The sequence below is a fragment of the Pseudomonas sp. stari2 genome (assembly GCF_040760005.1).
Lineage (GTDB): Bacteria > Pseudomonadota > Gammaproteobacteria > Pseudomonadales > Pseudomonadaceae > Aquipseudomonas.
This window is the reverse complement of record NZ_CP099760.1, coordinates 5,653,335-5,679,241: the sequence shown is the minus strand read 5'-3', so window position 1 is coordinate 5,679,241 and position 25,907 is coordinate 5,653,335. Positions and strand designations below refer to the sequence as shown.

Here is a 25,907-nt window from a genome sequence, read left to right as displayed (position 1 = left end):
CCGGCGATGACCACCTCACGTGAAACCCGCGACTATCAGGCCGCCGATGCAGCGCACCACATTCATGCGTTCGTCGACCAGAAGGCCCTCAACGACGAAGGCCCACGGGTGATGGTGCGCGGTGATCGTCTGCACCTGTGGGACAACGACGGTCGGCGCTACCTCGACGGCATGTCCGGGCTGTGGTGCACCAACCTCGGTTACGGTCGCAAGGACCTGAACGCGGCGGCGAGCCGGCAACTGGAGCAGTTGCCGTACTACAACATGTTTTTCCACACCACCCACCCGCAGGTGATCGAACTCTCCGAGCTGCTGTTCAGCCTGCTGCCGGGGCACTACAGCCACGCGATCTACACCAACTCCGGCTCCGAAGCCAACGAGGTGCTGATCCGTACCGTGCGCCGTTACTGGCAGGTGCTGGGCAAGCCCGAAAAGAAAATCATGATCGGCCGCTGGAACGGTTACCACGGTTCGACCCTGGCGGCGACGGCCCTCGGCGGCATGAAATTCATGCACGAAATGGGCGGGATGATTCCCGACATCGCGCACATCGACGAGCCGTACTTTTTCGCCCACGAAGGCAACCTGACCCCGGCGGAATTCGGTCTGCGGGCGGCGCAGCAGCTGGAAGCGAAGATCCTCGAACTGGGCGCCGACAAGGTCGCAGGCTTCATCGCCGAACCGTTTCAGGGCGCGGGCGGGATGATCTTCCCGCCGGAAAGCTACTGGCCGGAAATCCAGCGCATCTGCCGCAAGTACGACGTGCTGTTGTGCGCCGATGAAGTGATCGGCGGCTTCGGTCGTACCGGTGAATGGTTCGCTCACGAATACTTCGGTTTCGAGCCGGACACCCTTTCCATTGCCAAGGGTTTGACCTCCGGTTACATCCCGATGGGTGGTTTGATCCTGTCGAAGAAAATGGCCGACGTGCTGGTGGAACAGGGTGGTGTGTTCGCTCACGGCCTGACCTATTCCGGGCACCCGGTGGCGGCGGCGGTGGCGATTGCCAACCTCAAGGCATTGCGCGATGAAGGCGTGGTGACGCGGGTCAAGGATGACATCGGGCCGTACCTGCAACAGTGCCTGCGCGAGGTGTTCGGCAATCACCCGTTGGTGGGCGACATTCAGGGCACGGGCATGGTCGCGGCGTTGCAACTGGCCGAAGACAAGGTCACGCGCAAGCGCTTCGCCAATGAGAACGACATCGCCTGGCGCTGCCGCACGATCGGTTTTGAAGAGGGGGTGATCATTCGCTCGACACTGGGGCGGATGATCATGGCGCCGGCGTTGATTGCCAGCCGTGAAGAGATAGATGAACTGGTGGGCAAGACCTTGAAAGCGCTGGATCGTACGGCGCAGGAATACGGTCGGCTCTGATCTGACAACAGCGTGAACCGCTAAAAACCGCAGCCTTTGGCTGCGGTTTTTTTTGGCTTTGCACCCACCTCGGGCGTCCCCGCCCGACGCGCCCTTTCGCGGTGCGCACTACCCAGTTTTTTCATCGTTCGCGTCTAACTATTTCCTCGTTTTCCTGACGCCAAGCCTGGGTCAACATCGATTTCGCCAGCCAAGGCATTGCCCGCCAGAGTCCGACAGAGACCGCAGCGTGCAATCGCGACACCCCGGCTGGCCGTACTGCCCATGACAACTAAATCAACAGCGTTGGGAGTGCTCCATGAACAAGTCCTTGTTTACCCGTCTTGCATGTCCTCTGGCGATTTCCGCCCTTTCAGTCACCGCCGCCCAGGCCGGCACCTTGTCGATCGGCCACACCACGTGGGTCGGTTACGGCACCCTGTATCTGGCCCAGGATCTGGGCTACTTCAAGGAAAACGGCCTGACCGTCGAATTGCCGGTGGTAGAAGAGGCGTCGATGTACATGGCCGCCCAGGCGTCCGGGCAATTGTCCGGCTCGGCCTCGACCATCGACGAAGTGCTCAAGTACCGCCCGCAGTTCTGCTTCAAGGCCGTGGCCGCGCTGGATGACAGCCATGGCGGCGACGGCGTGCTGGTCGGCAAAAACGTGAAGAGCCTGCAAGAACTCAAGGGCCAGGCCGTGGCCGTCAACGAAGGGTCGACCTCGCAGTTCTGGCTCTCGTACCTGCTGAAAAAGAACGGCATGAGCATGAGCGACATCACCGTGCAGAACATGACCGCCGACGATGCCGCCACCGCGTTCATCGCCGGTCGCGTGCCGGCCGCCGTGACCTGGGAGCCGCATCTGTCGATGGTGCGCGACAAGCAGCAGGGCAAAGTGCTGATCGACAGCAGCAGTACGCCTGGCGTGATCGTCGATGTGGTGGCGCTCAACTGCACGGTGATCGAGAAGCAGCCGGAAGACGTCAAGGCGCTGGTCGCTGGTCTCTACAAAGCGGTGCAGTACACCAAGGATCATCCACAGAAGGCCTACGAAATCATGGCCAAGGGCGTCGGCGGTTACCTGTCCGATCCGAAGGAACTGGCCGCCGCCGCGCAAGGCGTGCGCTTCTACGATCAGGCCATGAGCGAGAAGCTGCTGGGCAAACCGGGCGCGCCGGGTGACAGCGCACCGCTGATCAAACTGGCCAACGAAACCGCCAGCGAATTGCAGGGCAAGCCCTACAACGTCAGCAACGACGATCTGGTGGATAACCGTTTCGTCAGCCCGCTCTAGGAGACTGGTCATGTTCAAGCGCAATTCATGGCTGAGCCGCTGCATCACGCCGAAGACCGGATTGCCGGTGCCGGTGGTGTGGAGCGCCAGCGGTCTGGCCTGGGTGTTGCTGGTCGGCCTGTGGGCCGGATTGTCCTACGGCGGCATCGTGCCGGGGATGTTCCTGCCGACGCCCGGCGCGGTAGTTGAGGCCGCCGTGCGCCTCAGCCGCGACGGCACTCTTGGCCAGCATGTCTGGGCCAGTGTCGAAGTGGTGATGGTCGGTTTCATCGTGTCGTCGCTGGTGGCGGTGCCGCTGGGCTTGTTGATGGGCAGCTTCCGCATCGTCCAGGCGTTCCTCGAACCGCTGGTCAACTTCATCCGTTACCTGCCGGTGACCTCGTTCGTGCCGCTGTTCATCCTGTGGATCGGCATCGGTCTGGAGCAGCGGGTCTCGGTGATCATTTTCGGTGTGTTCTTCCAGCAACTGGTGATGGTTGCGGACGTGTCCAAAGGCATCTCCAAGGACTTGATCAACGCCTCCTACACCCTCGGCTCCAACCGGCGTGACGCGGTGCTGCATGTGATCGCCCCGGCGTCGTTACCCGGCGTGCTCGACACCTTGCGGGTGACCATGGGCTGGGCCTGGACCTATCTGGTTGTCGCCGAACTGGTCGCCGCGTCCAGCGGCCTCGGCTACTTGAGCCTCAAGGCCATGCGCGGCTTTCAGGTCGATGTGATTTTTCTCGCCATCGCGATCATCGGCCTGTTGGGCCTGGTCACCGATCAACTGTTCCGCTTCTTGCGTTTGAGGATTGCCGCATGGGCTCAGTAACCGCTGCCAACCGTCGTTTCATCGAGCCGGTCGCCGCACCGGCACACGCCGCGCCAAGGTTGCAGGTGGACAAGGTCAGCCTGCGCTACAGCAAACCGGGTGGCGGTACATTCACTGCGCTGGAAGAAGTGTCGTTCGAAGTGCCGGATCAGCAATTTGCAGTGCTGGTCGGGCCGTCGGGCTGCGGCAAGTCGAGCCTGCTGTACCTCACCGCCGGCCTCGCCGAGCCGACCTCCGGCGAAATCTACGTCGGCGGCCAGCAAGTGCAGGGCCCCGGCGCGGATCGCGGGATGGTGTTCCAGAGCTACACGCTGTTCCCGTGGCTGACGGTGCGGCAGAACGTCGAGTTCGGTCTCAAGCGCCGGGGCATGCCGGCAGCGAAACGCAAGGAGATCGTCGATCACTATGTGCACGAAGTCGGCCTGTCGGGATTTGCCGACAACTACGCCAAGCAGTTGTCCGGCGGCATGATGCAGCGGGTGGCTATTGCCCGGGCGCTGGCCAACGATCCGCAGATCTTGCTGATGGACGAACCCTTCGGCGCCCTCGACAGCCAGACCCGCCTGCAAATGCAACAGCTGTTGCTGCGGGTGTGGGGCAACAGCAAGAAGACCGTGCTGTTCGTTACCCACGACATCGACGAGGCGATCCTGCTCGGCGACCGGGTGTATGTGATGGGCGCGAGGCCGGGACGGATCAAGCAGATTCTCGACGTGCCGATCGAGCGGCCACGCACGCTGGACATGGTGATGGAGCGCTCGTTCATCGACATGAAACGGCAGATCTTCGGGTTGTTGCACGACGATCTCGAAGAGGCCCATTGAGTTACGGCGGCAATCAGTTGGGTGGCAGGAGGAACTTCGCAATCACCGGCAAATGATCGGAAATGCGCAAGGTATCGTCCTGACGCACGGTGGCCTCGACCCGTTTGATCTTCGGGCTGTAGAACAGGTAATCGACCGTGCGATCCGGGCCGTTGAGGCCGGGGTCGTTGGGGTAATGGGTCAGCCACTTGGCGCGGTCGATGCCGCCGGCTTCGTTGTTGGTCGGGATCATCGGGTATTTGTCCCACAACAGATGCAGCGCGCTGTCCACGGAGTAGGGCGTGCGCTGTTCGCTGGGCAGGCGCCGGTACTGGCCGAGCGGCAACAGGTTGAAGTCCCCTCCGATCAGCCACGGCGTGCCGTGGCTTTCGTGTTTGTCGAGAACCTTGGCCACCGCCGTCACTTGCGCCTGCAAGGTTTCGTCCGGCTGCATGGCGCGATCCAGATGGGTGTTGAACACCACCAGTTGCCCGCCATTGCTGAACGGCAGAGTGGTGGCGAGCAGGGCGTTTTTCGGCTGGAACTGGCGGCTGATGATATTCAGCGGCTGCACCGGCAATTGCAGGCGTTCGGCGTGTTCGATACGAAAGCGGCTGAGGGTCGCGAGTTGCCGGCCGACACTGCCGAAGATATGCGGATCCGGGACGAAATCGGCCTTCCAGTCGAAGGCATGGGCGCTGCACGGATAGAGGTCGGTGAGGCGTTCCTGCAACAGCTTGAGCTGGTTCTGATAGTCGCTGGTCTTGGCGCCGTCATCCAGTTCCTGGATCAGCACCACATCGGGCTGCTCGTCGCGGATCACCCGGGCCACTTCGTCGAGGCTGAACGCCATGTCTTCCGGGGTCGGGGCTTCATCGTCGCCTTGCGCCAGGTCATTCCAGAACACGTAGCGCTTGCCGGCCAGGTATTGCACGTTCCAGGTCATGACCTTCAGCGCCTGGCCGGGCACCAGCGTCGGCGGCTGCCCGGTGCAACTGACCGGCAGGGTCTCCCGGGCGTCGGGGCGCCAGGTCAGGCTGAAAATCATCACGCCGATCAGGGCGATGGCAAGCAGCACAGGCAGCAGGATGTAGCGCAGTAGACGGGTCATGGCTCGGCTTATAGCGATACGGAAGTGGTCCCGAGCATACCCGAGACCCCCGCATCACCCAAGCGCAGAGCGGTCAGACTATTCCGTCACGTTTGTCGGGCAATTCGCTGATCAACATGAACAGGCGGAACAGCACTACGCTGGTGAACAGCTGCAGGAAGCTGTGGCCACTGTCGATCAATATGGCGATCAACGGATTCTGCGGATCGGGGTAGACCTGCAGGGTCAGACCTTTGAGCAGCCACAACGGCCCCATCACACAGAGGATGCACACCAGAATCCGCAGGAAATGCCCACGGCTCAAGCGCAGGCTTTCCTTCATGGCCTGCAACGGGCCATAGCCGCGCAGCACCAGCAGGTATTCACCGAAGGCCAGGGTGACCATCAGCCATAGGCCTGGCAGGAAATACAGGGACAGACCGAGCAGAATCAGCAAAGTGTTCAGCGCAGTGAGCACGGCAAAACGCGGCCACAGGCGCGCCGCCATCGCCAGCAAGTCGAGGGTTTGCGGGGATTCGCCACGGGTGCGGGCGTCGAGAAACAGGATCAGCGCGGCGGTGTACAGCGGGTAGACCAGCAGGCCGACGATCACACTGATGGCCGAATAACCGTCCGGGTCGCTGGCGTGATCCACCACTTGTTGCAACGCGGCTTCGAAGATCACCAGCGGCAGGCACAACTGGACGATCCGGGCCAGATTGCGTTTAAAGAAATACAGTGAGTCACGCAGCACATCGAAGGCATTCATCAGTCGGTATCGCAGGTCAAAAACAGTGGCCCACTTTAACCGATGATGTGCCGCCGGGGACAAACGTAAACGTTCGGTAAAGATCATTGAAACATTCTGTCACTGCCTCCATTACGGAGATGCACCTTGTCCACCGTGGACGAGGGCAACGTTATCCCCGGCAATCTACGAGGTCGCCATGAACAGCGAAGAGCAAACCCTGATCGATGGACTGTTTTCCCGGCTGCAACAGGCCGAAACGGAGGCAGCCCCGCGCGACGCACTGGCTGAAGCGCGGATCAAGGAACACCTGACGCGCCAGCCGGCCGCAGGCTATTTCATGACCCAGGCGATTCTGGTGCAGGAGGCCGCGATCAAGAGCCTCGACGAACAGAACAAACAACTGACTCAACAGGTCCAGCAACTGCAGGCCGAACTGCAATCGGCCAAGGCGCAAAGCGCAGCCCCGGCGTCGAGCGGCGGCGGTTTCCTGTCGAGCATCTTCGGTGGCAGCAGCCCGCGCCCGGCTCCGACCCAGAGCGCCCCGGCCTCCACTGGCGGCTGGCGTGAACCGGCTCCGCAGCAAAACTTCGGTGCTCCCGCGCCACAACAGAATTTCGGCGCGCCACCACCGGGTTATGGCCAGCAACCAGCGGCCCCGGCGGCCGGTAGCAGCTTCCTCGGCGGCGCCCTGAAAACCGCCGCCGGTGTGGCGGGTGGCGTGATGCTGGCACAAGGCATCAGCAGCCTGTTCCATCACAACCAGCAGCCGGAAGAAATCGTTGAGGTGATCAAGGAAGAGCCGGCCCAGGTCAACGATCAGGGTAACAACGGTTGGGGCGATGATCAGCGCATGGCCAACAACGACTCCTGGGGCAACAACCAGGGTGGCTTCAGCGACACCGACTACAGCGATGACAACTCATCGTTCTTCGATGACGACGATTCCTTCGTCTGATTCACCATTCGTCCGGGGCGCCTGAGCGCCCCGGGCCGATTATTCGCGGAACCTTCCTTCGGGCTGGCATACTGAGCGCCTTTTTCGGGCCTGGTGCCTGATCCGGCTCATGCGCGTCAGCGCTTACAGGAACTCCGGTGAAAAAAATCGCAGTGTTCGCCGATGTGCAGAACCTCTACTACACCGTGCGTCAGGCCTATGGTTGCCACTTCAACTACGCAGCGCTGTGGGCTGATGTCAGCCAGCACGGGCAGATCGTCGAGGCCTACGCCTATGCGATCGACCGGGGCGACAGCAAACAGCAGCAGTTCCAGCAGATCCTGCGCAACCTCGGTTTCACCGTGAAACTCAAACCCTACATCCAGCGCAGCGACGGCTCGGCCAAGGGCGACTGGGACGTGGGCATCACCCTCGACATCATGGATGCCGCCGACCACGTCGACGAAATCGTCCTGGCCTCCGGTGATGGCGACTTCGACATGCTGCTCGAACGCATCATCAACAAACACGGCGTGCAAGCGGTGGCCTACGGCGTTCCCGGCCTGACCGCCAACTCGCTGATCCGCGCCGCCAGCCGTTATGTGCCGATCGAAGGCGCACTGCTGTTGAAAAACTGAGCGTTGCTCAAGAATTGATTTGAACGGAGTTGAACCCGGTTTGGAACGCATTGCAGTCATCGACTTTGAAACCACCGGCATTTCGCCGAGCAGCAGTTGCCGGGCCACGGAAATTGCCGTGGTCATGCTGGAAAACGGCCGTATCGTCGAGCGTTACCAGAGCCTGATGAACGCCGGCGTGCGCGTCCCGGCCTTCATCGAACAACTCACCGGCATCAGCAACGCCATGCTGCGCACCGCTCCGTCGGCCGAACAGGTGATGAACGAAGTCAACGAATTCGTCGGCTGCACGCCCCTGCTGGCGCACAACGCCGCGTTCGACCAGAAGTTCTGGGACTTCGAACTGGGCCGGATCAAACGTACCCGCCTGCAGAACTTTGCTTGTTCGCTGTTGTTGGCCCGGCGTTTGATGCCAGCGGCGCCGAACCACAAGCTCGGCACGCTCACCACCTTTGCCCAATTGCCGCATACCGGCCAGGCGCACAGGGCGATGGCGGATGCGGAGATGGCGGCGAATTTGCTGGCGCATCTGACAGATGAGTTGCGGCACAAGCATGGCGTGAGGGAGCTATCGCACGACCTGCTGTGCAAATTGCAGAAAGTACCGGCCGCCAAGGTCGGCGAGCACTTGCAGCGCTATCGCTGATTTTCAGGCAAACACATTTCCCATAGGGATCACTATCGCCTCAGGATTTGCCGTTACCTTCGATATGCCCCAACGGCACCCGCTTCTCTATCGCACTCGACAACACGATCGACGTCTTGCTGAACCCGAATTTCGCCACCTGGTTGATCAAGTCCTCCAGCTCCGGCATCGAACCCACCGCGGCCTTCATGATCACGCACGGATCGCCCGTCACTCGAAAGCACTCGGTCAGTTGCGGAATCTTCACCAGTTCGTCGTAGACCCTTTGACTGCCGTTCTGGTGGAGGCGCAGTTCGATCACGCACTGGATCGGCAAGCCGATTTTCGACAGGTCGATGTTCGCCTGATACCCGGTGATTACTCCGGCCGCCTCGAGTTTGGCCACGCGTTCGGCGACGGCTGGGGCGGAGAGGTTCACTTTGCGGGCGAGGTCGGCGTAGGACGCGCGACCGTTTTCGAGCAGGGCGCCGAGCAGCATGCGGTCGTATTTGTCCAAGGTCGGACTCCTGAAAATGCCAGACTTTCGAAATGACGGTTTCAGCCGTCGATCTCCGTGTTTTCAAAAGTGTACCGGCGCTATAAACAGGTTTTGTAACTTATTTTTAGCGGTTGGCCTTTCTAGAATAACCAATCCCCTGAGTCTGACTTTCGAGTTGCCCATGCCTGCCTTGCGCCGTTTTTCCTTGCCGTTGATCGCTGCGTTTTTTGCGTTGTACGTGATTTGGGGATCGACCTATCTGGTGATCCGCATCGGCGTCGAATACTGGCCGCCGCTGATGCTCGGCGGTGTGCGCTTCGTGATTGCCGGCAGCCTGATGTACGCCTTCCTGCGCTGGCGCGGGGCACCGGCGCCGACCTGGGCGCAGTGGAAAGCGGCGGGGATCATCGGGATTCTGTTGCTGAGTTTCGGTAACGGCGCGGTGACGCTGGCCGAGCATAGCGGCGTGGCATCGGGTGTTGCTGCACTGGCGGTGGCGACGGTGCCGCTGTTCACTTTGCTCTGCGGTTATTTCTGGGGGGCGCGCAACACCCGTCTGGAATGGGCCGGGGTGGCGATGGGGATTATCGGCATCGCGATGCTCAACATGGGCTCCAACCTGCAATCGAGCCCGCTGGGCGCGGCGCTGCTGATTTTTGCCGCGGCGAGCTGGGCGTTCGGTTCGGTGTGGAGCAAACACCTGCCATTGCCCCAGGGCGCGATGGCCAGTGCCGTGGAAATGCTGGTGGGCGGCGTGGTGCTGCTGATCGGCAGCGCGGCCAGCGGCGAACACTTGCAAGCCATGCCGCCGCTGGAAGGCTGGCTGACGCTGGCTTACCTGATCTTCTTCGGCTCGATCATCGCCTTCAACGCCTATATGTATCTGTTGAAAAACGTTCGCCCGGCGGCGGCCACCAGTTATGCCTATGTGAACCCGGCGGTGGCGGTGTTGCTGGGGATCGTGTTTGTCGGCGAGACCATCGGCATCGAAGAGGCGCTGGCGATGCTGGTGATCATCGGCGCGGTGGTGCTGATCGGTCTGCCGCAGTGGCGGCGCCCACGGCAGCTGCCGGTGGTCAGCGAGCCGGCTGCCATAGCGACGGAGCAGCGTGCGAATTAGGGTAAACTGCGCGCCATCGCATACTCGTTTTGCACAATCTGCTCTGATTTTTCCTACGGTACTCCCATGACTTTCGCCACCCTTGGCCTGATCGAACCCTTGCTGCGCTCCCTCGAGAAGCTCGGCTACCAGACCCCGACGCCGGTGCAGGCGCAAGCCATTCCGGCCGTGCTGGCCGGTCGCGACCTGATGGCCGCGGCCCAGACCGGCACCGGCAAGACCGCCGGTTTCGCCTTGCCGCTGTTGCAACTGCTGGCGATGGAAGGGCCGAAAGTCACCGCCAACTCGGTGCGTGCGCTGATTCTGGTGCCGACCCGCGAGCTGGCCGAACAAGTCCATGAAGCCGTGCGCCAGTACGCTGAAAACCTGCCGTTGCGCACTTACGCGGTGTACGGCGGCGTCAGCATCAACCCGCAGATGATGAAGCTGCGTGGCGGCGTCGATCTGTTGGTCGCGACCCCGGGCCGTCTGCTCGACCTGTTCCGCCAGAACGCGCTGAAGTTCAGCCAGCTGCAAACCTTGGTGCTGGACGAAGCCGACCGCATGCTCGACCTGGGCTTTTCCGAGGAACTGGCGAACATTTACCGCGCGCTGCCGAAAAAACGTCAGACGCTGCTGTTCTCCGCGACCTTCTCCGATGACATCCGCCTGCTGGCCGGGCAGATGCTCAACGATCCGCTGAGCATCGAAGTCAGCCCGCGCAACGTGGCCGCCAATACCGTCAAGCAGTGGATTGTCACGGTGGACAAGAAGCGCAAGCCGGAACTGTTCGTGCACCTGATGCGCAAGAACAAGTGGAAGCAGGTGCTGGTGTTCGCCAAGACCCGCAACGGTGTGGATGCGCTGGTCGAGAAGCTCCAGGGCCTGGGCGTGAACGCCGACGGCATCCACGGCGACAAGCCGCAGGCGACCCGGCAGCGGGCGCTGGACCGTTTCAAACTGAGTGAGGTGCAGATTCTGGTGGCCACCGACGTGGCGGCCCGTGGTCTGGATATCGAAGACCTGCCATTGGTGGTCAACTTCGATCTGCCGATCGTTGCCGAGGATTACATTCACCGTATCGGCCGGACTGGCCGCGCGGGTTCGACCGGTGAGGCGATTTCGCTGGTGTGTGCGGATGAAGTGAACATGTTGTCGGCGATTGAAATGCTGACCCGCAGCACGTTGAAGCGTGAAATTGAGCCGGACTTCGTGCCGGAGCACCGCGTGCCGGACACCGATGCCAGTGGCCAGGTGATCAAGAAACCGAAGAAACCGAAAAAGCCGAAGGCTTCCGGTGGTGGCGGTGGCAAGCGCAATCTGGGCAAGTGGGTGGACAGCGGCGAGACTCAGGCGCCGGAGCCTTCGATCAAGCCTGTGCGCAAGGTACCGGTGTTCAATACCGGACCGCGCAAGCGTAAGCCTTAAGCGTCAGATCGGATCGTTCCCGCGCAATGCGGGAACGATCAATTGCGCTGTTTCAACCAGTCCAGCATTCCAGCTCCGGCCGCCCGGCCACTGGCAAAGCACGCCGTCAGCAAATACCCGCCAGTCGGCGCTTCCCAATCCAGCATTTCCCCCGCACAGAACACCCCCGGCAACGCCTTGAGCATCAGCCGCTCATCCATCGCCTCGAACGTCACGCCACCGGCACTGCTGATCGCTTCGTCCAGCGGACGGGGTTTCACCAAGGTCAGCGGCAAGGCCTTGATCGCCCGGGCCAGCAGCGCTGGATCGGCAAACGTTGCGGCGTCAGTGAGTTCTCGCAGCAACGCTGCTTTCACCCCATCAATTCCGACCTGACTGTGCAGATGCTTGGCCATCGAGCGTGAACCCCGTGGTTTGCTCAAAGCCGCGTGCAATTTATCCACAGGTCGGCCGGGCAGCAGGTCGATGTGAATGGTCGCGGCACCGTGCACATTGATCGCCTCACGAATCGGCGCCGACAGCGCATAAATCAGACTGCCCTCGATGCCGGTAGCGGTGATCACGCATTCACCCAAGCGCGGAATATCGTCGTTCAAACTGATGGCGATATTTTTCAGTGGTGCGCCGGCGAATTTGCTGACCATCACTTCGCTCCAGGCCTGCACCTCAAAGCCGCAATTGCTTGGCTGCAACGGCGCCAGTCCTACGCCGCGCTGCTCCAGCGCCAGCATCCACGCGCCGTCGGAGCCCAGTCGCGACCAACTGCCGCCGCCGAGAGCGAGCAGGGTGGCGTCGGGGGTGAGGTTTTTCTCGCCTTCCGGGCTGTCGATGCGCAGCGCACCGTTTTCATCCCAGCCGAGCCAACGATGGCGGGTGTGGATAACCACACCGCTGTCGCGCAGGCGCTTGAGCCAGGCGCGCAACAATGGCGCGGCTTTCATGTCGGTGGGGAACACCCGGCCGGAGCTGCCGATGAAGGTCTCGATGCCCAGCTCGTGAATCCACCGGCACAGTGCGTCGGCATCGAACGCGCGCAGCAACGGGGCGATGTTCGGGGCGCGTTCGGCGTAGCGCGAGAGGAAGGCCGGGTAGGCTTCGGAGTGAGTGATGTTCATGCCGCCAACCCCGGCCAACAGGAACTTGCGACCCACTGAAGGCATGCCGTCGTACAGGTCGACACGGACTCCGGCCAGGCTCAGCACTTCAGCGGCCATCAGGCCGGCGGGGCCACCGCCGATGATGGCGACGTGAGCGGGAAGGGCGGCGGAAGTCTGGGTCATGGCAGCGGCAATAGCGTGGCGGAATAAGCCGCGCATTCTAGCAGCAGCGGCCGGCGTCAGGCCTGATCAAAAAATAACCAGTGCGCTGCAGGCCATGTTCAGTGTGGGCTGTAGTCCCTTTCGCTCAGGTTATCCACAGGCCGTTCCACAGCCATTGTGGGTAACGCAGCACAACTCAATGACAACCGGATGACTGCCAGACACGCTGCGCACTGTGATGCAGGATGCCGTGGCGACGGGCGAGGGCGTGGCGATCCTTGCTGTAACCGCCGCCGATCACTCCGACCACCGGGATGTCGCGGCCCAGGCAATGGCGCATCACACTTTCATCGCGGGCGGCGACGCCTTCGTCGGTCAGTTGCAGGTAACCGAGGGCGTCGTCCTTGTGCACGTCGACGCCGGCGTCGTACAGCACCAGATCCGGCTGATACAGCGGCAGCAGGTAGTTGAGTGCATCGTCGACCACTTTCAGGTAATCGGCGTCGCCCATTCCGTTGGGCAGCGGAATGTCCCAGTCGCTTTCGGCCTTGCGTGCAGGAAAGTTCTTTTCGCAATGCAGGGAAACGGTGATCGCTTCCGGGGTGTTGTGCAGAATCCGTGCAGTCCCGTCGCCCTGATGCACGTCGCAATCGAAGATCAGCACCCGGTTCACCCGGCCGCTTTGCAACAGGTAGTGGCTGATGATCGCCAGGTCATTGAAGATACAGAAGCCGGCGGGGTAGTCGTAATGCGCGTGATGGGTGCCGCCGGCAAGGTGACAGGCCAGGCCATGTTCCAGCGCTTTTTCCGCTGCCAGAATCGAACCGCCGACGGCCCGCACCGTGCGCCGGGCCAGCGCTTCGTTCCACGGCAGGCCGAGGCGCCGCTGGTCTTCGCGGGACAACTCGCCACTCATGTAGCGTTCGATGTAGCTGCGATCATGGGCCAGGGCAAGGATATCGGCAGGGCACAGTTCAGGGCGCAGCAGGTCTTCATCGCGGGTCAGGCCGCTGTCCACCAGGTGATCGCGCAGCAGGCGGAACTTGTCCATGGGAAAGCGGTGATCCGCCGGAAACTCGGGGCTGTAGTCTTCGTGGTAGATCAACGGCAATGGCATGGCGGACTATTCATAAAGGCTGTAGGAAAGAGTGCAAAGCCTACCAGCGATGTAGACTGGCGGCATGGAAACGGAGGGGCACTATGGAGCCGATACTGCAGCTGGAAAGCGCGCGACTGCTGATGCGTCAGTGGCAGGACGCGGATTTGCCGGCATTTGCGGCGATGTGCGCCGATCCGCAGGTGATGCGCTATTTTCCCGCGCTGTTGAGCCGGCTGGAAAGTGCCGCAATGATCGGCCGTGTGCGCGGCCATTTCGCCGAACACGGCTTCGGCCTGTGGGCGCTGGAGCGCAAGGACACCGGCGAATTCATCGGTTTTACCGGGCTCGGCGTAGTCGGTTTCGAGGCGCCGTTCACCCCGGCGGTGGAAATCGGCTGGCGTCTGGCGAAGGAACACTGGGGCCTGGGATATGCCAGCGAGGCGGCGTGGACCGCGCTGCGTTGCGGCTTTGACCGGTTGGCGCTGAAGGAGATCGTGGCGTTCACCGCGCAGAGCAATCTGCCGTCGGAAAAAGTCATGCAGGCCATCGGCATGCATCACGACCCGGCCCATGATTTCGATCACCCGAAACTGGCTGTCGATCACCCGTTGCGTCGACATCTGTTGTACCGAATCACCAGGGAGCAATGGCTGCAGACCCTGCATGGCTAAGCCGACACGGACGTTTACAATGGCGCGATCATGGCTCGCGCCAGAACCTGAATTTTCCGCCGCAGCCAAGACTGCGCGGCATAGCGTTGTGTGAGGAGAGTCTGAATGAGCCAAGTGTTGGAAGATCTGGTGGATCTGCTGACCCTCGAACCGATCGAGGAAAACCTGTTCCGTGGTCGCAGTCAGGATCTGGGCTTTCGCCAGTTGTTCGGCGGCCAGGTGCTCGGCCAGTCGCTGTCGGCGGCCAGTCAGACGGTTGAAGAAACGCGTCATGTGCATTCGATGCACGGTTATTTCCTGCGTCCGGGCGATGCCAAGTTGCCGGTGGTCTACTCGGTTGACCGCGTGCGCGACGGCGGCAGTTTCAGTACTCGCCGCGTGACCGCGATCCAGAAGGGCCATCCGATTTTCACTTGCAGCGCTTCGTTCCAGTACGACGAGGAAGGCTTCGAACACCAGAGCCAGATGCCGCAAGTGGTCGGCCCGGAAAACCTGCCGTCGGAGCTGGAACTGACCCAGCAACGCGCGCACCTGATCCCGGAACACATGCGTGAAAAGCTGCTGTGCCCGAAGCCGATCGAAGTGCGCCCGGTCACTGAAAAAGACCCGTACAACCCGCAACCTGCGGACCCGATCAAGTACGTGTGGTTTCGCGCCGACGGTGCGTTGGCCGACATTCCCGCATTGCACAAATACCTGCTGGCCTACGCCTCGGACTTCGGCCTGCTGACCACCTCGATGTTGCCTCACGGCAAATCGGTCTGGCAGAAAGACATGCAGGTCGCCAGCCTCGACCACGCCTTGTGGTTCCACAATGACCTGCGCGCCGATGACTGGTTGCTCTACGCCATGGACAGTCCGTGGGCCGGCAACTCCCGCGGATTTTCTCGTGGCAGCGTGTTCAACCGCGCCGGGCAACTCGTAGCGTCGGTGACCCAGGAAGGCCTGATCCGTCATCGCAAGGACTGGGCATGAGTCTGGCGGAGGTGCGGCACTGGGTGTTCGACATGGACGGCACCCTGACCGTGGCCGTGCATGATTTCGCGGCGATCCGCGTGGCGCTGGCGATCCCGCCGGAGGACGACATCCTCACCCACCTCGCAGCATTGCCTGCCGAAGAAGCGGCGGCGAAACATGCGTGGCTGCTGGAGCATGAGCGGGATCTCGCGCTCGGCTCGACCCCGGCAGCCGGTGCGGTGGAGCTGGTGCGCGATCTTCACGCGCGGGGTTATCGACTCGGCATCCTGACCCGTAATGCGCGGGAGCTGGCCCATGTGACGCTGGAGGCCATCGGCCTCGCGGACTGCTTCGCGGTGGAGGATGTGCTGGGCCGCGATGAAGCACCGCCGAAACCGCATCCGGGTGGCCTGCTGAAACTCGCCGAGGCCTGGCAAGTGCCGGCGAGCGAGATGGTGATGGTCGGCGATTACCGCTTCGACCTCGATTGCGGTCGGGCGGCGGGCACCCACACGGTGCTGGTGAACCTGCCGGATAATCCGTGGCCGGAGCTGACCGACTGGCATGCGAAGGATTGTGTGGAATTGCGGCGGATCTTGTTCGCTTGAAAAAAACGGGGGCTTCGGCCCCCGTTTTTTATTGGTCGAAGATTGCTTTCTGACCTTCCGGCGAGGTCAGCATGCCGTCGCCGTTATGCCCGACGCCGGGCACTTCCACCAGTCGCTGATTCACCCCTTCCGGATGCCGACGCAGCAAATAGCTGAAGAACATCTTCCCGCGCATCAGGCGATAGGCACCTTGCGCTTCGGCGGCGCAACTCTTGTCCAGCGCCGGGTGTTGCGGGTCGGTGTCCTGCTGGCCCAACAGATAAATCACCTCGCGTTTGACGTAACGGCCTTCAAGCTGTGCGGGCGTTTGTCCACCGGAGTAGATCGGCGGATCCACCAGACCGTACTTCCAGCGGTTGAATCCCGGACACTGCGCGTGATCGAACGCCACGGGCCGTTGTTCATTGAAATAAGCGTACGACGACGGGTTGGCCACCACGTAGCGCAAGCGAATGCCTTCAGCCTTGAGCGCCGGTTGTTCGCGGGCGAGCAGGGCATAGCGCTGCACCACCTGACCGCCGCCGGAGTGGCCGAAGATCACGATCTGCTTCACGTCCGGAAACTGCTTGCGATCACTCAGCCGCCCGACGATTTCGTCCAGTGCAGCGTAGGAACTCAGCGGATTCGGCCCTATGGATAATCCGCCGCCCATCCAGTCGTTGCCTTGCCAGCGCAGCACGCTGGCGGGTAACGAGTAGAGCGACACATCGCTTTCGTTGAGAAACTGCGGGGCGATCACCAGGGTGTTGGCGGTTTGTCCGGCCAGTTCGGCAGCGCTTTCGCCACTCTTGCGATAGGTCTCGGCGTTGCGCAGCTTGCCATGAATGACGATCAGCACCCGCTCGATTTTCGCCGGCGCCGGGCCGATACCCACCGCCATTTCGCCGGCCTGCAATTGCAGGCGCCCGGGGCTGATCGCGTCGACGCCGGCCGCTTGTGCGGTGCCGCCGATGAACAGTAAAGCCAACAGCCATTTATGCATTTACAGGTTTTTCGCCGTAAAGGTATCGCACTGGCCAACCTGGCCCTGGGCGAATCCGGTTTTGAACCAGCGCACCCTTTGCGCCGACGTACCGTGAGTAAATGAGTCCGGCACCACACGGCCCTGACCCTGTTGTTGCAGGCGATCATCACCGATGGCGTTTGCCGCGTTCAAGGCCTCTTCGATGTCGCCCGGCTCCAGCCAGTTCAGGCGCTTCTGCGCGTGGTAGGCCCAGACGCCCGCCAGGCAGTCGGCTTGCAGTTCCTGGCGCACCAGCAGACCGCCGTCGCCTTGCATCTGCCGACCTTGCTGGCGGGCGGCCTGAATTTTCGCCGAGACGCCGAGAAGCGTCTGCACATGGTGTCCGACTTCGTGAGCGATCACGTAGGCCTGTGCGAAGTCGCCCGCGGCCTTGAAGCGTTGGGCCATCTCCTGGAAGAACGCCATGTCCAGATAGACCTTCTGGTCTGCCGGGCAATAGAACGGGCCGGTGGCCGAGGTTGCCAGACCACAGGCAGAATTGACGCGGTTGCTGAACAGCACCAGGGTCGGATCCTTATATTGCCGGCCCGCCTGCTGGAAAATGGCGCCCCAGGTGTCTTCGGTGTCGCCGAGGATCGAGCGCACGAATTCGGCCTGTTCATCGTTGGCCGGAGGGGCGTGACGGGTTTGCGTAGAAGGGGCCGATTGCTCGGTCATCTGCCCGGTTAATTGGCCGAGTATCTGCAGCGGGTCCTGCCCGGTAATCCAGCCGATACCGACGATCAGCAGAATCGCCCCGAGGCTCAGGCCCTTGCCGCCACCGAAACGCATGCCACCACCGCCCATGTCATCGCCACGGGCATCGACGACGTTGTCACTGCGTCGGCCTTTTCTCCATAGCATGTGGGAATCCTCTATCTGATCGTGGTGATGAGTGTTGCTGGTGAGTGAGTGTGGCGCCAGTCCGGTCGTCCGTCCATTCGCACACAAACCAACAGGCCCGACCTCGCGGGGCGAAGTCGGGCCTGTTATTGACGAGCATGAGCGTCGGGAATTCAATCCGGCGCCGGATTTCTTTTGCTGGGTCAGGCCTCAGCGGTCGAAGGCATCCCACACCGGCGCGAAGTCCGGACTCACCTGGCGCTCGCGTTTGGACAGTGTCGCAATCAACGCGCGGTCGTCATCATCAAGGCAAACGTTCAATGAGGCCAGGTTGGCCAGTTGATTGGTTTTGCTGCTGGCCTTGGGAATCGCCGCGACGCTGTCCTGATCCAGCAGCCACTTCAGCGCAACCTGAGTTGGCAGCACGCCGTGTTTTTCGGCGATCTGCTGAATCTGTGGAATCTCCGAGACTTTGTTACGCGCCAGCGGCGTGTAGGCCGTCAATGCCAGATCGTGTTGACGGGCGTAGTCGAGCAGCGCGTTTTGTCCGAGCAGGACGTGGTATTCGACCTGGATCGCTGACAGAGGAATGCCGTAGTCCTCGACGACTTTTCGCAGCAACGGTAGCGGAAAATTCGCCACGCCGATGTTGCGAGCCAGACCTTGCTCCTTGAACGAGGCGAGGGTCTCGAGAGTGCGCGGCAGGTCCCAATCCGTGGTCGGCCAATGGATCATGAACAGGTCGACGTACTCGCTGCGCAACGCTTTGAGGCTGCGGTCCAGCGAGTGGCGCATGGCATCCGGTTGCAGCTGGTCCCACCAGACCTTGGTGGTGACGTGGATCTGCTCGCGGGGTGTCGGCGTATTCGCCAGCGCCTGTCCGACTGCGTCTTCGTTGTTGTAGGCGGCTGCCGTGTCGATGTGCCGGTAACCGACTTCCAGCGCTTGCTCCACGGCGCGGGTGCATTCCTCGCCAAGCATCGGCCAGGTGCCGAGGCCGAGTTTCGGCAGGTTCAGTCCTTGTCTGTTAACGATGTGCTGCATGGTCGATCTCCTGTTCGAATGCCGAAATGCCGGCAATGTGCCGGGCCGCGATGTAACCGAAAGTCAATGCCGGGCCGAGGTTGATCCCACCTGCCGGGTAATGCCCGCCCATGATGCTGGCCATGTCACCACCTGCAGCGTAGAGCCCGGCGATGGGTCGGTCTTCGGCGTCGAGCACTTGCGCGTGCGGGTTGACCTTGAGCCCGGCGAAGGTGCCGAAGCAACCTGGCTGCACCTTTACGGCGAAGAACGGGCCATGTTCGAGGGGGGCCACGCACGGGTTGGGTTGTTGCTTCGGGTCTCCCTGTTTGCGGTTGTAAGGGGTCGAGCCGCGCCCGAACAGCGGGTCATCGCCGTGGCGGGCGTGGTGGTTGTAGTCATCGACGGTGGTGCGCAAGCCCTTTGGGTCGATACCGCAAGCCGTGGCCAGTTCCTCAAGGGTATTGCCGGTTTTCAGATAACCGCTGCGGATAAAACCTGACACCGGAACCGGAAACGGCCGGGACATGCCGAGCCCGTAGCGCCGTTGGAAAGCTCGGGTACAAATCAGCCAGGACGCGACCTCTTCGCCTTCGGGAGTTGCGGCGACCATGGCGCTGACGTAGTCGTAATAACCGTTGGCTTCGTTGACGAAGCGCTGGCCGCTGCGCAGCACGCCGATGATCCCCGGTTTGCCGCGCTCGATGATGTGTGGGAAATGGCCGATGCTGCCGTCTGAATGCGGCACTTGCGAGACGGGTGCCCACGCGACTGGCGAGACCACATCGGTGTTGACCCGGCCTCCGACGTTTTCACCCAGCCGCAGGCCATCGCCATTGACGGCCAACGGAGGCAGCGCCCAATGTTCATGACCGGTGGGCGTGCGAGGGAACAAAGCCCTGCGCCGTTCGATGTCGTTGGCGAACCCTCCAGCCGCGAGCACCACGGCTTTGCGTGCGTGGACATTGACCGGGCCTTTTGCGGTATTCACGCGAGCGCCGGTGATGCGTGAGTCGTCGCGCAGCAGCTCGGTCACCGGCGCTGACTCCCACAGCAGTACGCCGAGGTCTTCGGCGGATTTCGCCAGCCGCGCCACCAGCGCAACGCCGTTGACCAGTTGCATCGCCCGACCGTGCAGCGCCAGATCCAGAAGGTGGCGGGTGAAACGCCGGGTCACGTGCCAGGCCGCCGACAACGAGCGAGTCAGATTGAGAAAGGCCGACAGGTCCGCGCCGGCCATGATCGGCATGCCCATGAACGATGTTTCGCGCATGGTTGTACGAAGGCGCTTGAGCAGGCGCCCGACCTTTCGTCCGTCATAGGGAGCGGCAATGACCGAACGTCCGCCGGTTCCTGCACCTGGGGTTTCACCGTGGATGTCGGCGATGGCGTTGCCGTCGGCAAATTGCAGGGCGGTGTGTTGTTCGAAGAACGCCACCATGCGAGGGCCGGCCTCAAGGAAGGCGTCAATCATGGCTGGATCGTAGTGCTTGCCGAGTTCGTGGCGCAGATAGGTGCGCGGCAATTCCACGTCTTCCACGATCCCGGCGCGCCGGGCCAGTGGATTGCACGGCACCCACGCCCAGCCGCCGGACCAGGCGGTGGCGCCGCCGAACACCGGATCCTTTTCCACCACGATGACCTTCAAGCCATGCCAGGCAGCGGTGACGGCGGCCGACAAACCGGCGGCGCCGGAGCCGACCACCAGAACGTCGCAGTCGATATCGGGAAGGGCAGGCATCAGGAAGGGCTCCAGCAATAAGTTATTTTTAGAATCAGGTTCCAGAAAATAACCAGTGCTGACGAAGTAGATCAACCGGCTGACGTGCAAACCGGGCGGTAATCGGACACAGGGTTCCAGATTTCGCATTCCTTGGCATGTCTTCTAGAATCGGTGGAATTTAACCGGGAGCTCATCATGGCCGGCAGTCAAATCGAACGGGTTTTCAGCGTGCTGGAAAGCCTCACCAGTGATCCGCGCGGGCTGCCGATGCAGACGTTGGCCGAGCAACTGGACATTCCGAAGAGCGCGACTCATCGCCTGCTCGCCGAACTGATCCGCCTGGGTTACGTGCGGCAGAACCCCGAGACACTGCGCTATCACCTGTCGACCAAACTGGTGGCGATGGGCTTCCAGTATCTGTCGAGCAGCGGTGCCGACATCGTGCAGCCGGTGCTCGATCGCCTGGCCGAGGAAACCGGTGAGCTGGTGCGCCTGGGGGTGATCGACGGCGAACGCCAGACCTGGATTGCCAAGGCCCAGGGCGCCCGCACCGGCCTGCGTTACGACCCGGACATGGGCCGCGATGCGCCGCTGTTTTACACCGCCTCGGGCCATGCGTGGCTGGCGTGCATGAGCGACGCCGAGGCGTTGTCGCTGGTTGAGCGCCAAGGGGCGGAAGTGCCGGCGGATATCGGGCCCAACGCGCCGCGCTCCAATATTGAACTGCTCGAACGCCTGCGGGTGGCCCGAGAACAGGGCTATGCCTGCGTGGAAGAAAGCTCGGCGGTGGGCACTTCGGCAATCGCCGCCGTGGTCAAACATCCCGCCGATGGCCGGGTGATTGGCGTGCTCAGCATCGCCGGGCCAAGCGCACGGATGCCGGGGGCACGATTGCATGAGCTGGCGCCGCTGTTACTGACGTTTACCGAGGAGTTGTCGGCGGCCAGCCTGGCCTCGGAGCTGTTCGTTTAAGCAAAGCTGTGCGCTGTTCGCCCACTTTTCAGCCAGGTGGGTGTGAGAATATGGAACTGGGTTCTAAATTGTTTGTGGAGTGACTTTTCCCACAACAATTACAAGAGGATCGCACCTTGAACCCGCCCCTTCGAATCGCCCTGATCGGCGCCGGCAACATGGGCCAGCAGCATTACCGGCACCTGAAACATCTCACTGAGGCCACGTTGTGCGCCGTGGCCGATCCCGGCCCTCTTGCACCGGCCTTGGCGGCGGAGTGGGGTGTGGCGCATTTCGCCGATCACCGTCAGATGCTGGAGCAGAACCGGCCAGACGCAGTCATCGTCGCCAATCCGAATAATCAGCACGTCAGCACCGCGCTGGACTGCCTGGCCGCTGGCATTCCGGTATTGCTGGAAAAACCGGTGGGCGTAAACCTTGATGAAGCGCGGGAACTGGTGGCAGCGGTGAAGCGCAGTGGTGTGCCGGTGCTGGTCGGCCATCATCGGCGGCACAATCCGTTGATCGTGCGCGCCCATGAGCTGGTTAAGGGCGGGGCATTGGGACGGTTGACTCTGGTGACCGCGTTGTTCCAATTGCGCAAACCCGACCACTATTTTGAAACGGCGTGGCGGCGCGAAGAGGGCGCGGGCATGCTGCTGACCAATTTGATTCACGACCTCGATCTGCTGCGTCATTTGTGCGGTGAAGTGCGTTCGGTGCAGGCAATCACCGATCGTTCGGTGCGCGGGTTCGCCAATGAGGACAGCGCAGCGATCCTGCTGCAATTCGATGGCGGAGCGCTGGGCAGCCTGACCGGTTCCGATGCGGTGGCGGCGCCGTGGAGCTGGGAGTTGAACTCCGGGGAAAACCCGGTCTATCCGCGTCAGGCCGATCAGCCTTGTTACTTGCTGGCGGGAACGGCCGGGGCCTTGAGCCTTCCGCAACTCAAGTGCTGGCATTACAGCGCCGATCAGGTGGACGCCGGTTGGCATGAGCCGTTGCTGTCGGTCGATGAAACGTTCACGCCTGACGAAGCCGTGCGGTTGCAGTTGCAGCATTTCGTCCGCGTGGCGCGGCGGGAAGTCGAACCGCTGGTGAGTGCTGCCGACGCCGCCCGCACGCTGGCGCTGGTCGAGGCCATTCGTGACGCAGCGGCCAGCAGACGTACCACCGAACCTGCGCAGATGGAGGCCTGAACATGGGCGAGCGAATTTTGTCCCTGGCCAGCCTGACCGTGCTGGAGTTGTCGCCACCCGACATGGTCGAGGTGGCGGCGCGTGCCGGTTATAGTCATGTGGGTCTGCGTCTGGAGCCGGCGACGCCTGAGGAATATCACTTCCCGCTGGTGGCCGATGCCGGCCTGCGTCACCAGACACTGGCGCGTTTGCGTGACACCGGCATCGGCGTGCTCGATGTGGAGATCCTGCGTTTGAAACCGCAGACGGTCGTCTCCGATTTCGAGAAACTGCTCAGCGTCGGTGCGGAATTCGGCGCCAGCGAGTTGCTGGTCGCCGGTAACGATCCCGACGAGCTGCGACTCACCGATCATTTCGCGGCACTGTGTGATTTGGCAGCGCCTTATGGCTTGCATCCGCATCTGGAGTTCATGCCCTGGACCGATGTGCGCAATCTTGAGCAGGCGGTGCGCATTGTCGATAACGCCGGGCGTGACAACGGTGCGGTACTCGTGGATGCGTTCCACTTTGACCGGTCGGGCTCGCGGCTGGAGGATCTGACCGATGTGCCGGCTGCGCAGTTGCGCTATGCACAGTTGTGCGATGTCGCCGGGCCGAGACCGACGGACATGGCCGAGATCTTGCGTCAGGCCCGCAACGAGCGACGGTTTCCCGGCGAGGGCGATTGTGATCTGCCCGGGTTGTTGCGCGGCCTGCCGGCTAACCTGCCATTGAGTCTGGAAATTCCTACGGTCAAATTGCTTGAGCAAGGCGTGAGTGGATTGCAGAGGGCGCAAATGGCAATCGACCGGACGCGGGAATTGTTGGCCCGGCTTTAAGTCTGCTTCAAGGGGTGAGGGCGTATGTGTCCTCACCACTGTTTATTTTTCATTCAGAGATAGCCAATGACTGTCAGCACTCCGCTTTCCGGTTTCAACCAGCCCTTCAAAGGGATCTTGCTGATTGTCGTGGCAACCTTCCTGTTCTCCAGTCACGACGCGCTGTCGAAATACCTCTCGGGTTTTTATCCGATCATCATGGTGGTATGGGCGCGCTATCTGGTACACACGCTGCTGATGGCGGGAATTTTCCTGCCGCAGTCCGGGCTGCGCGTACTGCGCACCAAACGTCCGTTGTGGCAGTTGGCGCGGGCGTTGTGCCTGCTGGGCACCAGCCTGTTTTTCACCACGGCACTGTTGTATATCCCGCTGGCCGAAGCCACGGCCGTCAATTTTCTCGCACCGGTGCTGGTCACGGCGCTGTCGGTGCCGTTGCTCAAGGAGCGGGTGACGCGGGGGCAGTGGATCGCGGTGATTTGCGGGTTCATCGGCGTCTTGATCATCGTTCATCCCGGCGGTGAACTGTTCACGCCGGCGGTGCTGTTGCCATTCTGTTCCGCACTGTTTTTCTGCTTCTATCAACTGCTCACCCGCAAACTCGCGGAAGTGGACAGCCCGACCACCAGCAACTTTTTTGCCGGGTTGTGCAACACGTTGGTGATGAGTGCACTGGTGCCGTTTTTCTGGCAGACGCCGAGCCTGAAGCATGGGTTGTTGATGCTGGCGCTGGGCAGCTGCGGAATGACCGCTCACCTGTTTTTGACCCAGGCGTTCCGCCATGCCGCCCCGGCCTTGCTGGCGCCGTTCGGCTATTGCCAGATTGTGTTTGCGGGGTTGTTGGGCTGGCTGCTGTTCAATCACACACCGACCCTGATGACGGTCATTGGGATCGCGGTGATCTGTTGCAGCGGACTGGCGGCAGCGTGGCAGCAGAGCCGGCGCTGAAGACGTGACCGGCCTGAAATCAGGCCGGCCGGTGCAGGAGGGTTACTCAGTGACGGTAGGAATCTTGCGCGGTGCCACGAAGTACATCCACGTCAGGGCAATGAAGTACATCGCCGGGATCAGGGTGAACAGCACGGTGTAGTTGTTGTTGGTGACGGTCAGGATGTGGCCGACGATCTGGGTCATGAACATCCCGCCGATTGCCGCGCACATGCCGCCGAAACCGAACACCGTGCTCATCATGTGCTTGGGCGTGTAGTCCATTACCAGGCTCCAGATGTTGGCGGTCCAGGCCTGGTGCGCGCCGATGGCCAGGGAGATGGCGGCCACTGCGATCCACAGGTTGGCGGAACCGGCGGCCATGACCACGCCGATGATGCAGCAGGCGAACAGGAACATCGACAGCAGCCGCGCCTTGATCGAGTTCATGCCGCGACCGATCAGGAACGAAGACAGAATCCCGCCACCCACGCTGCCGAAGTCAGCAGTGACGTAAATGATGATCAGCGGAATGCCCATCTGGGTGACGTTGATGCCCAGGTTGTATTGCTGATTGAGAAACGGCGGCAGCCAGTACAGGTAGAACCAGAACACCGGCGCGGTCAGCGCGTAGGCGAGGGCGAAGGCCCAGGTGCCGCGCATGCGCAGGATTCGCGAGAACGGCACGCGGGCCTGTTCCGGTTCGACTTCTTTCTGAATGTAGTCCAGCTCGGACTGCTTCACGCTCGGGTGATCTTCCGGATTGAAATACTTCAGGCCCCAGAACAGCAGCCAGATCCCGCCCAGTGCCGACATGCACAGGAACGCGGCCTGCCAGCCCCACACGTGAAGGATCAGCGGCAGCAGCATCGGGGTGAACATCGCGCCGACGTTGGTGCCGGCGTTGAAGATGCCGGTGGCCACGGCGCGCTCGCCGGCCGGGAACCACAGGCGCGTGGTCTTCACGCAGGCCGGGTAGTTGGCCGCTTCGGTCAGGCCGAGGATGAACCGGCAGACCATGAAGCCCAGCGCCGAGGTTGCCAGACCATGGGCGCCGGTGGCCAGACTCCAGAGCAGCACCGCGCAGAAGAACACGCGTTTGACGCCGACCCGGTCGATCAGCCGTCCTTGCAGCACGAAGCCGATCGCGTAGCCGACCTGAAACCAGAAGTTGATGTTGGCGTAGTCCATCGCCGTCCAGCTCATTTCCTTGGCAAGGATCGGCTGCATGACGCCGAGGGCGGCGCGGTCGATGTAGTTCAGGGTGGTGGCGAAAAACACCAGCGCCAGCATGCCCCAACGGGTCTTGCCGACGGCCATGGCGCCGCGGATCTTGTCGCCGATGCCACCCGTGGCAGTGCTCATGGCCGGAGCCATGCGGGAAGTCTGTGAAGGAATCATGTGTTCCACCCGTTTTTGGATTTGTTATTTGGTGTGCTTTCTTTTTTGCACGCTGCGACCGGTGGTTCAGTTCCGGACTCAAGGTGAGACGGAT

General features: G+C 61.9%; 26 protein-coding genes. 16 read left to right on the top strand and 10 right to left on the bottom strand.

Annotated features, from left to right (window positions below):
• The first annotated feature begins 6 nt into the window (after window positions 1–6).
• The 4 genes from NH234_RS26045 (at window position 7) to NH234_RS26030 (ending at window position 4,291) form a co-directional block, all read left to right on the top strand.
• Window positions 7–1,377 (top strand): aspartate aminotransferase family protein, encoded by a 1,371-nt coding sequence (locus NH234_RS26045; protein WP_367254748.1) that lies wholly within the window; start codon window positions 7–9, stop codon window positions 1,375–1,377.
• A 298-nt stretch (window positions 1,378–1,675) separates the two neighbouring features.
• The gene (locus NH234_RS26040; RefSeq protein WP_085732921.1) at window positions 1,676–2,653 is read left to right on the top strand and encodes an ABC transporter substrate-binding protein; all 978 of its coding nucleotides are present in this window, start codon (window positions 1,676–1,678) and stop codon (window positions 2,651–2,653) included.
• A 10-nt stretch (window positions 2,654–2,663) separates the two neighbouring features.
• Window positions 2,664–3,467: an ABC transporter permease gene (locus tag NH234_RS26035; RefSeq protein ID WP_085732919.1), complete on the top strand. Its 804-nt coding sequence runs from the start codon at window positions 2,664–2,666 to the stop codon at window positions 3,465–3,467.
• Window positions 3,455–4,291 (top strand): ABC transporter ATP-binding protein, encoded by an 837-nt coding sequence (locus NH234_RS26030; protein WP_085687896.1) that lies wholly within the window; start codon window positions 3,455–3,457, stop codon window positions 4,289–4,291. Before NH234_RS26035 ends, NH234_RS26030 begins: the two co-directional genes overlap by 13 nt.
• Window positions 4,292–4,304: 13 nt before the next feature.
• Here NH234_RS26030 and NH234_RS26025 read toward each other — a convergent pair whose 3' ends face one another.
• Window positions 4,305–5,381, bottom strand: coding sequence for an endonuclease/exonuclease/phosphatase family protein (locus NH234_RS26025; protein WP_367254745.1), 1,077 nt, complete (start codon window positions 5,379–5,381; stop codon window positions 4,305–4,307).
• 73 nt (window positions 5,382–5,454) lie between these two features.
• Window positions 5,455–6,129 (bottom strand): YciC family protein, encoded by a 675-nt coding sequence (locus NH234_RS26020; RefSeq protein ID WP_085733022.1) that lies wholly within the window; start codon window positions 6,127–6,129, stop codon window positions 5,455–5,457.
• Window positions 6,130–6,307: 178 nt separating this feature from the next.
• Between NH234_RS26020 and NH234_RS26015 the strand changes: the two genes are divergently transcribed.
• The 3 genes from NH234_RS26015 (at window position 6,308) to NH234_RS26005 (ending at window position 8,329) form a co-directional block, all read left to right on the top strand.
• Entirely contained in the window at window positions 6,308–7,066 is a 759-nt protein-coding gene (locus NH234_RS26015; RefSeq protein ID WP_085732917.1) for a DUF2076 domain-containing protein, read from the top strand.
• Window positions 7,067–7,203: 137 nt separating this feature from the next.
• Window positions 7,204–7,683, top strand: a complete 480-nt coding sequence (locus tag NH234_RS26010; RefSeq protein ID WP_007958730.1) for an NYN domain-containing protein — start codon at window positions 7,204–7,206, stop codon at window positions 7,681–7,683.
• A gap of 40 nt (window positions 7,684–7,723) precedes the next feature.
• Window positions 7,724–8,329, top strand: coding sequence for a PolC-type DNA polymerase III (locus tag NH234_RS26005; RefSeq protein ID WP_367254741.1), 606 nt, complete (start codon window positions 7,724–7,726; stop codon window positions 8,327–8,329).
• Window positions 8,330–8,369: 40 nt separating this feature from the next.
• On the opposite strand, the gene NH234_RS26000 is transcribed toward NH234_RS26005, so the two are convergent.
• Complete coding sequence (locus NH234_RS26000; protein ID WP_085732914.1) at window positions 8,370–8,825, bottom strand: Lrp/AsnC family transcriptional regulator; 456 nt, start codon at window positions 8,823–8,825, stop codon at window positions 8,370–8,372.
• A 163-nt stretch (window positions 8,826–8,988) separates the two neighbouring features.
• Here NH234_RS26000 and yedA point away from each other — a divergent pair, with 163 nt between their 5' ends.
• Window positions 8,989–9,927, top strand: a complete 939-nt coding sequence (gene yedA / locus NH234_RS25995) for a drug/metabolite exporter YedA (RefSeq protein ID WP_367254739.1) — start codon at window positions 8,989–8,991, stop codon at window positions 9,925–9,927.
• A 66-nt stretch (window positions 9,928–9,993) separates the two neighbouring features.
• On the top strand, window positions 9,994–11,334 hold the full coding sequence (locus NH234_RS25990; protein ID WP_085732910.1) for a DEAD/DEAH box helicase: 1,341 nt from the start codon (window positions 9,994–9,996) through the stop codon (window positions 11,332–11,334).
• 38 nt (window positions 11,335–11,372) lie between these two features.
• On the opposite strand, the gene NH234_RS25985 is transcribed toward NH234_RS25990, so the two are convergent.
• Window positions 11,373–12,614, bottom strand: coding sequence for a TIGR03862 family flavoprotein (locus tag NH234_RS25985; protein WP_367254736.1), 1,242 nt, complete (start codon window positions 12,612–12,614; stop codon window positions 11,373–11,375).
• A gap of 175 nt (window positions 12,615–12,789) precedes the next feature.
• Complete coding sequence (locus NH234_RS25980; RefSeq protein WP_011336057.1) at window positions 12,790–13,710, bottom strand: histone deacetylase; 921 nt, start codon at window positions 13,708–13,710, stop codon at window positions 12,790–12,792.
• Between the two features lie 83 nt (window positions 13,711–13,793).
• Here NH234_RS25980 and NH234_RS25975 point away from each other — a divergent pair, with 83 nt between their 5' ends.
• The 3 genes from NH234_RS25975 (at window position 13,794) to NH234_RS25965 (ending at window position 15,928) form a co-directional block, all read left to right on the top strand.
• Window positions 13,794–14,363, top strand: coding sequence for a GNAT family N-acetyltransferase (locus NH234_RS25975; RefSeq protein WP_248743689.1), 570 nt, complete (start codon window positions 13,794–13,796; stop codon window positions 14,361–14,363).
• A 105-nt stretch (window positions 14,364–14,468) separates the two neighbouring features.
• Complete coding sequence (gene tesB, locus NH234_RS25970; RefSeq protein WP_085712241.1) at window positions 14,469–15,338, top strand: acyl-CoA thioesterase II; 870 nt, start codon at window positions 14,469–14,471, stop codon at window positions 15,336–15,338.
• Window positions 15,335–15,928 (top strand): HAD family hydrolase, encoded by a 594-nt coding sequence (locus tag NH234_RS25965; protein ID WP_085732906.1) that lies wholly within the window; start codon window positions 15,335–15,337, stop codon window positions 15,926–15,928. The genes tesB and NH234_RS25965 overlap by 4 nt, the downstream gene beginning before the upstream one ends.
• Window positions 15,929–15,956: 28 nt before the next feature.
• Here NH234_RS25965 and NH234_RS25960 read toward each other — a convergent pair whose 3' ends face one another.
• From NH234_RS25960 to NH234_RS25945, 4 genes are all read right to left on the bottom strand, one after another.
• Window positions 15,957–16,910 (bottom strand): hypothetical protein, encoded by a 954-nt coding sequence (locus NH234_RS25960; protein ID WP_085732904.1) that lies wholly within the window; start codon window positions 16,908–16,910, stop codon window positions 15,957–15,959.
• The gene (locus tag NH234_RS25955; RefSeq protein ID WP_085732902.1) at window positions 16,911–17,795 is read right to left on the bottom strand and encodes a neutral zinc metallopeptidase; all 885 of its coding nucleotides are present in this window, start codon (window positions 17,793–17,795) and stop codon (window positions 16,911–16,913) included. It abuts the gene before it with no gap.
• Between the two features lie 189 nt (window positions 17,796–17,984).
• Entirely contained in the window at window positions 17,985–18,818 is an 834-nt protein-coding gene (locus NH234_RS25950) for an aldo/keto reductase (protein WP_367254733.1), read from the bottom strand.
• Complete coding sequence (locus tag NH234_RS25945; protein ID WP_085732900.1) at window positions 18,802–20,538, bottom strand: FAD-dependent oxidoreductase; 1,737 nt, start codon at window positions 20,536–20,538, stop codon at window positions 18,802–18,804. Before NH234_RS25945 ends, NH234_RS25950 begins: the two co-directional genes overlap by 17 nt.
• 177 nt (window positions 20,539–20,715) lie before the next feature.
• Here NH234_RS25945 and NH234_RS25940 point away from each other — a divergent pair, with 177 nt between their 5' ends.
• The 4 genes from NH234_RS25940 (at window position 20,716) to NH234_RS25925 (ending at window position 24,433) form a co-directional block, all read left to right on the top strand.
• The gene (locus NH234_RS25940; protein ID WP_367254730.1) at window positions 20,716–21,492 is read left to right on the top strand and encodes an IclR family transcriptional regulator; all 777 of its coding nucleotides are present in this window, start codon (window positions 20,716–20,718) and stop codon (window positions 21,490–21,492) included.
• Window positions 21,493–21,608: 116 nt separating this feature from the next.
• Entirely contained in the window at window positions 21,609–22,670 is a 1,062-nt protein-coding gene (locus tag NH234_RS25935; protein WP_367254728.1) for a Gfo/Idh/MocA family protein, read from the top strand.
• A 2-nt stretch (window positions 22,671–22,672) separates the two neighbouring features.
• Window positions 22,673–23,488: a sugar phosphate isomerase/epimerase family protein gene (locus tag NH234_RS25930; RefSeq protein ID WP_367254726.1), complete on the top strand. Its 816-nt coding sequence runs from the start codon at window positions 22,673–22,675 to the stop codon at window positions 23,486–23,488.
• A 66-nt stretch (window positions 23,489–23,554) separates the two neighbouring features.
• The gene (locus tag NH234_RS25925) at window positions 23,555–24,433 is read left to right on the top strand and encodes a DMT family transporter (protein WP_085732893.1); all 879 of its coding nucleotides are present in this window, start codon (window positions 23,555–23,557) and stop codon (window positions 24,431–24,433) included.
• A gap of 42 nt (window positions 24,434–24,475) precedes the next feature.
• Here NH234_RS25925 and NH234_RS25920 read toward each other — a convergent pair whose 3' ends face one another.
• Complete coding sequence (locus NH234_RS25920) at window positions 24,476–25,813, bottom strand: MFS transporter (protein WP_367254723.1); 1,338 nt, start codon at window positions 25,811–25,813, stop codon at window positions 24,476–24,478.
• Window positions 25,814–25,907 lie beyond the last annotated feature (94 nt).

What these genes read in the sequence shown, in the direction of transcription:
- NH234_RS26045 (WP_367254748.1), top strand. Translation starts at nt 7, where the DNA reads ATGACCACCTCACGTGAAACCCGCGACTATCAGGCCGCCGATGCAGCG.
- NH234_RS26040 (WP_085732921.1), top strand. Translation starts at nt 1,676, where the DNA reads ATGAACAAGTCCTTGTTTACCCGTCTTGCATGTCCTCTGGCGATTTCC.
- NH234_RS26035 (WP_085732919.1), top strand. Translation starts at nt 2,664, where the DNA reads ATGTTCAAGCGCAATTCATGGCTGAGCCGCTGCATCACGCCGAAGACC.
- NH234_RS26030 (WP_085687896.1), top strand. Translation starts at nt 3,455, where the DNA reads ATGGGCTCAGTAACCGCTGCCAACCGTCGTTTCATCGAGCCGGTCGCC.
- NH234_RS26025 (WP_367254745.1), bottom strand. Translation starts at nt 5,381, where the DNA reads ATGACCCGTCTACTGCGCTACATCCTGCTGCCTGTGCTGCTTGCCATC.
- NH234_RS26020 (WP_085733022.1), bottom strand. Translation starts at nt 6,129, where the DNA reads ATGAATGCCTTCGATGTGCTGCGTGACTCACTGTATTTCTTTAAACGC.
- NH234_RS26015 (WP_085732917.1), top strand. Translation starts at nt 6,308, where the DNA reads ATGAACAGCGAAGAGCAAACCCTGATCGATGGACTGTTTTCCCGGCTG.
- yedA (WP_367254739.1), top strand. Translation starts at nt 8,989, where the DNA reads ATGCCTGCCTTGCGCCGTTTTTCCTTGCCGTTGATCGCTGCGTTTTTT.
- NH234_RS25990 (WP_085732910.1), top strand. Translation starts at nt 9,994, where the DNA reads ATGACTTTCGCCACCCTTGGCCTGATCGAACCCTTGCTGCGCTCCCTC.
- NH234_RS25985 (WP_367254736.1), bottom strand. Translation starts at nt 12,614, where the DNA reads ATGACCCAGACTTCCGCCGCCCTTCCCGCTCACGTCGCCATCATCGGC.
- NH234_RS25980 (WP_011336057.1), bottom strand. Translation starts at nt 13,710, where the DNA reads ATGCCATTGCCGTTGATCTACCACGAAGACTACAGCCCCGAGTTTCCG.
- NH234_RS25975 (WP_248743689.1), top strand. Translation starts at nt 13,794, where the DNA reads ATGGAGCCGATACTGCAGCTGGAAAGCGCGCGACTGCTGATGCGTCAG.
- tesB (WP_085712241.1), top strand. Translation starts at nt 14,469, where the DNA reads ATGAGCCAAGTGTTGGAAGATCTGGTGGATCTGCTGACCCTCGAACCG.
- NH234_RS25965 (WP_085732906.1), top strand. Translation starts at nt 15,335, where the DNA reads ATGAGTCTGGCGGAGGTGCGGCACTGGGTGTTCGACATGGACGGCACC.
- NH234_RS25960 (WP_085732904.1), bottom strand. Translation starts at nt 16,910, where the DNA reads ATGCATAAATGGCTGTTGGCTTTACTGTTCATCGGCGGCACCGCACAA.
- NH234_RS25955 (WP_085732902.1), bottom strand. Translation starts at nt 17,795, where the DNA reads ATGCTATGGAGAAAAGGCCGACGCAGTGACAACGTCGTCGATGCCCGT.
- NH234_RS25950 (WP_367254733.1), bottom strand. Translation starts at nt 18,818, where the DNA reads ATGCAGCACATCGTTAACAGACAAGGACTGAACCTGCCGAAACTCGGC.
- NH234_RS25945 (WP_085732900.1), bottom strand. Translation starts at nt 20,538, where the DNA reads ATGCCTGCCCTTCCCGATATCGACTGCGACGTTCTGGTGGTCGGCTCC.
- NH234_RS25940 (WP_367254730.1), top strand. Translation starts at nt 20,716, where the DNA reads ATGGCCGGCAGTCAAATCGAACGGGTTTTCAGCGTGCTGGAAAGCCTC.
- NH234_RS25930 (WP_367254726.1), top strand. Translation starts at nt 22,673, where the DNA reads ATGGGCGAGCGAATTTTGTCCCTGGCCAGCCTGACCGTGCTGGAGTTG.
- NH234_RS25925 (WP_085732893.1), top strand. Translation starts at nt 23,555, where the DNA reads ATGACTGTCAGCACTCCGCTTTCCGGTTTCAACCAGCCCTTCAAAGGG.
- NH234_RS25920 (WP_367254723.1), bottom strand. Translation starts at nt 25,813, where the DNA reads ATGATTCCTTCACAGACTTCCCGCATGGCTCCGGCCATGAGCACTGCC.